General features: G+C 69.1%; 5 protein-coding genes. 4 read left to right on the top strand and 1 reads right to left on the bottom strand.

What is annotated here, in order from left to right; translation table 11 throughout:
- The first annotated feature begins 415 nt into the window (after positions 1-415).
- The 3 genes from VGB60_RS09815 to VGB60_RS09805 all read left to right on the top strand — a co-directional run bounded on the left by VGB60_RS09815 (position 416) and on the right by VGB60_RS09805 (position 2,147).
- Positions 416-829, top strand: coding sequence for a BLUF domain-containing protein (locus VGB60_RS09815; protein WP_331038082.1), 414 nt, complete (start codon positions 416-418; stop codon positions 827-829).
- A 59-nt stretch (positions 830-888) separates the two neighbouring features.
- On the top strand, positions 889-1,887 hold the full coding sequence (locus VGB60_RS09810) for a D-cysteine desulfhydrase (protein ID WP_331038081.1): 999 nt from the start codon (positions 889-891) through the stop codon (positions 1,885-1,887).
- 101 nt (positions 1,888-1,988) lie between these two features.
- Positions 1,989-2,147 carry a hypothetical protein gene (locus tag VGB60_RS09805; RefSeq protein WP_331038080.1) on the top strand — a complete coding sequence of 53 codons (159 nt, stop codon included), beginning with the start codon at positions 1,989-1,991 and terminating at the stop codon, positions 2,145-2,147.
- A gap of 33 nt (positions 2,148-2,180) precedes the next feature.
- On the opposite strand, the gene VGB60_RS09800 is transcribed toward VGB60_RS09805, so the two are convergent.
- Positions 2,181-3,449, bottom strand: a complete 1,269-nt coding sequence (locus tag VGB60_RS09800) for a DUF819 domain-containing protein (RefSeq protein ID WP_331038079.1) — start codon at positions 3,447-3,449, stop codon at positions 2,181-2,183.
- 80 nt (positions 3,450-3,529) lie between these two features.
- Between VGB60_RS09800 and VGB60_RS09795 the strand changes: the two genes are divergently transcribed.
- A partial coding sequence (locus VGB60_RS09795) for an aspartate/glutamate racemase family protein (protein ID WP_331038078.1) occupies positions 3,530-4,024 on the top strand: 495 nt, incomplete at its 3' end.

Raw genomic sequence — 4,024 nt, 5'->3', positions numbered from 1 at the left:
GTCTGGACGTTCAGCCCGGGGAAGCCATCGCGCAGCAGGATGCGCTCGCCGGCCTCGACGATGAGGCGTTCGGTCGAGGAGCGGTCGCGCGGACGGGCGGCGGGCGATTCGGCCATGTCCCAGTCTCGGGCGGATCGCCTGAGTCGGACAAGTGGAGGCTGGATAAAGGTGCGGCCCGGTCTGCGTCGGGGGGCGTGGCAGAGACCGGGCCGCTGAGGACTCTGTCGAGCGCGCATCGCCGCAAGGTCCGATCGGTAAACCGCGTTTCCGGCGAACCGTTCCGCGACCGCGCAAAAAATTTCGGAGCACGAAAAAGCGGTTCTCCGCCCGGGCTTTTGCTGTGCAAAGACAAGCCCCTGTTGCAACCGGCCTGTCAGGCTTGGCATTAGGCAGGACGAACGACCGGGGAGTGTGAATGAGCCTGCGACTGGAACGGCTGGTGTACGAAAGCACGGCCACGGGAACGACGGAGTCGTTCGGCAATCTGGCGGTCATCCTCGCGGAGTCGCAGCGCAACAACGACCGGGACGGGCTTACCGGGGCCCTGGCCGCCCACCGGGAACGCTACATCCAGGTGATCGAGGGCCCGGCCCAGGCGCTGGACGGCCTGCTGCGCCGCCTGGAAGGCGACCCGCGCCACCGGGACATTGAGGTCATCGGCCGCGAACCGGTCGACGCACGCCAGTTCGGCCGTTGGACCATGGCCAGCGCCCGGATCAACCCCGAACAGGGCGCGCTGCTCGACCAGTTGGCCGCCAGCTCGAACAGGACGCCCGCCCGGATCGTCGCCATCCTGCGCGAGGCCGTCGGCGGCGCCGACCAGGCCTGAAACAGCCAGTCGGCAAACGCGGGCGGCGCGTCTAGAAGAGCGGACCACAGGAGCCCTCCATGCATCTCGCCCGTTTCCCCCGCATCCGCCTCGCCCACTTGCCGACGCCGCTGGAGCCGCTGCCGCGCCTGAGCGAGGCGCTGGGCGTCGAGCTGTGGATCAAGCGTGACGACTGCACCGGACTGGCGGGCGGCGGCAACAAGACCCGCAAGCTGGAGTTCCTGCTGGGCGACGCTTTCGAGCAGGGGGCCGACACGCTCGTCACCCAGGGCGCGGTGCAGTCCAACCATGTGCGCCAGACGGCGGCGGCCGCCGCGGCGCACGGCCTGGCCTGCGAGGTCATTCTGGAAGAACGCACCGGGTCGAAGGCGCACGACTATGTCGCCAACGGGAACGTGCTCATGGACCGGCTGTTCGGGGCGGGCGTCCGCTTCGTGCCGGGCGGCAGCGACATGCCGGCCGAGCTGGAGACCACGGCGGCCGAGGTGCGGGCGCGGGGCGGGCGGCCCTACATCATCCCCGGCGGCGGCTCCAACCCGGTCGGAGCCCTCGGCTATGTCGACTGCGCGCGCGAGATCGTGGTGCAGGCCGACGAGCTGGACATGCAGGTCGACCGGATCGTCACCGCCACCGGCAGCGCGGGCACCCATGCCGGGCTTGTGGCCGGTCTCGCGGTCATGGCCGCCGATATCCCGGTGCTGGGCATCGGCGTGCGCGCGCCGAAGCCGAAACAGGAAGAGAATGTCCTGAAGCTGGCGCGCCAGACCGCCGCCCTGCTGGGGCGGCCGGATGCGGTCACGCCCGAGATGGTGGTCGCTGACTGCGACTACGTCGGCGAGGGCTATGGGCTGGTCGACGACGGGGTGATCGCGGCGCTGAAGCTAGCGGCGCGCACCGACGCGATCGTGCTGGACCCGGTCTACACCGGCAAGGCGATGAAGGGCTTGATGGCCCTGGCCCGCGCCGGCCGCTTCGAGAACGAGACGGTGGTGTTCCTGCACACCGGCGGGGCCCAGGGACTGTTCGGCTACGAGAGCGTGGTGGGCGCGGGGCTGTAGGAGGGCGCTCGCCTCCTGAACTCTGATGTATGAGCGTGGCCCGTCGGGAACGCGGGGTCGGCGCCGCGGTTTTTGCTGCACACGATGAGCAGGAGCCGCGAATGTCCGATCCCAAACCCGCTGCCTCCGAGGACCTCGACCAACGGATCGACCGCATTGAGGATCAGGCGGAAGACATGGAACGGCCCGATCGCGAGATCCCGCTGTCCGACGATCAGGACGAGGAGGGCGTGGGGCCAGTGACCGGCCTCGTCCCGTGAGACCGGGGCGCGAAGCCGATCAGGGTCGAAGGCTCACCCCGCCCCGGCCGCGATCTGCATCATCACCAGTCCGGTGAACCACCCGGCGGCGGTGCCGATGATGTAGCCCAGCACCGCCAGAAGCACCCCGACCGGCGCCAGCGACGCATGGAAGGCGGCGGCCACGACCGGCGCGCTGGCCGCGCCGCCGATGTTGGCCATGGAGCCGACGCCGAGGAAGAAACTGGGCGCGCGGATCAAGAAGGCCATGCCGAACATCAGGGCCACGTGAATCAGCATCCAGACGCCGCCGATCAGGAAGTAGACGGGCGACTCGAGGATGGCCCCGATGTTCATGTTCAGGCCGACCGTCGCGACCAGCATGTAGACGAAGACTGAGCCGATCTTGGCCGCGCCCGGCCCCTGCAGCTTGCGCGCGCCGGTGAAGGAAAGGGCCACGCCCACGGCCGTGGCGATGAACACCAGCCAGAAGAAGCTGGAATCGAACGACAGCCGCTGGGCCCACGGGAAGGTGGCGCCGAACCAGGCCGACAGCGGGTCGGCGATCGCGTGCGACAGGCCCACGGCGCCGAAGGCGACGGCGAGAATGAAGATCAGATCCTTCAGCGACGGGATGCGCGCGGTTTCCAGCTCATAGGCCTCAGCCTTGTCGCGAACCCGGTCGACGGCGGTCACGTCGGCGCGGAACAGCTTGTCGACCTTGCGCTGGTTGGCGGCGATCCACAGCAGGACGGCCATCCAGATGTTGGCCACCACGACGTCGACGGCGATGAAGATCGAGAAGATGTCAGGGCCCGCGCCATAGATTTCGTAGAGCGCGGTCTGGTTGGCGGAGCCGCCGATCCAGCTGCCTGCCACGGTGGCCATGCCGCGCCAGATCGCCTCCGGCCCCGCCCCCATCAGGTCCGGCGCCAGCCAACTGGTCAGCAGCAGGGCGACAGGGCCGCCGATCATCACGCCGACGGTGCCGGTGAAGAACATGATCACCGCCTTGGGGCCGAGTCCCGCAATCGCCGGCAGGTCGGCCGAGACCGTCAGCAGCACGAGGGCGGCGGGCAGCAGGAAGCGCGAGGCGATGAAATAGAGCTGCGAAGTCTCGGGATCGACGACCCCGAACGTGGTCAGGAGCGAAGGCAGGAAATAGCACAGCAGCAGGGCCGGGATGACGGTGAAGAACCGCTTCACCCAGGGATGCGACAGGCTGGAGGCCCAGAAGACCGCCCCGAGGATGACGGCGAGCAGGCCGAGGACGACGGCGTCGTTGGTGATCAGGGCCGTCGCGGCCGCGGCTTCGGTCTGCATTGGCGTCCTCTCATGGTTTCGTCGCATAAAGGACGACGAACGGCGATGCTGGCAAGACGCCGGCGCACAGCGGAGGCGACATGGGCAAGATACTGGGCGTACTGGGCGGCATGGGTCCGGCGGCGACGGTGGCGTTTCTGGCGCGAGTACAGGCCCTGACGCCGGCATCGGAGGATTCCGGCCACATCCGCATACTGGCCGACATCAACCCCCACGTGCCGGACCGCCAGCGCGCGCCCGACGCGGCCGAGGCGATGCTGGGACAGATGGCGATGCGGTTGCGGGACGCGGGGGCGCAGGTGCTCGCCATGCCCTGCAATACGGCGCACGCCCTGACCGCCAGCATTCGAAAGGCGCGTCTTCCCTTCATCGACATGATCGAGGAAACGGCGGCCGCCGCGGTCGCCGACGGCGCGAAGAAGATCGGCGTGCTGGCCACCCCCGGCGGCGAGGCGCTGTACACGCGCGTTCTGCAGGCTCGGGGCGCGAAGATCCTGCGGCTGACCGGGTCCGACCGCCAGGCGGTCATGGCCTGCATCAACGCCGTCAAGGCGGGTGACACGGGCGAGGCTCCG

It is taken from the genome of Brevundimonas sp. (assembly GCF_036399195.1).
In the GTDB taxonomy this organism is placed as follows: domain Bacteria; phylum Pseudomonadota; class Alphaproteobacteria; order Caulobacterales; family Caulobacteraceae; genus Brevundimonas.
This window is presented reverse-complemented; position numbering and strand designations above follow the sequence as displayed.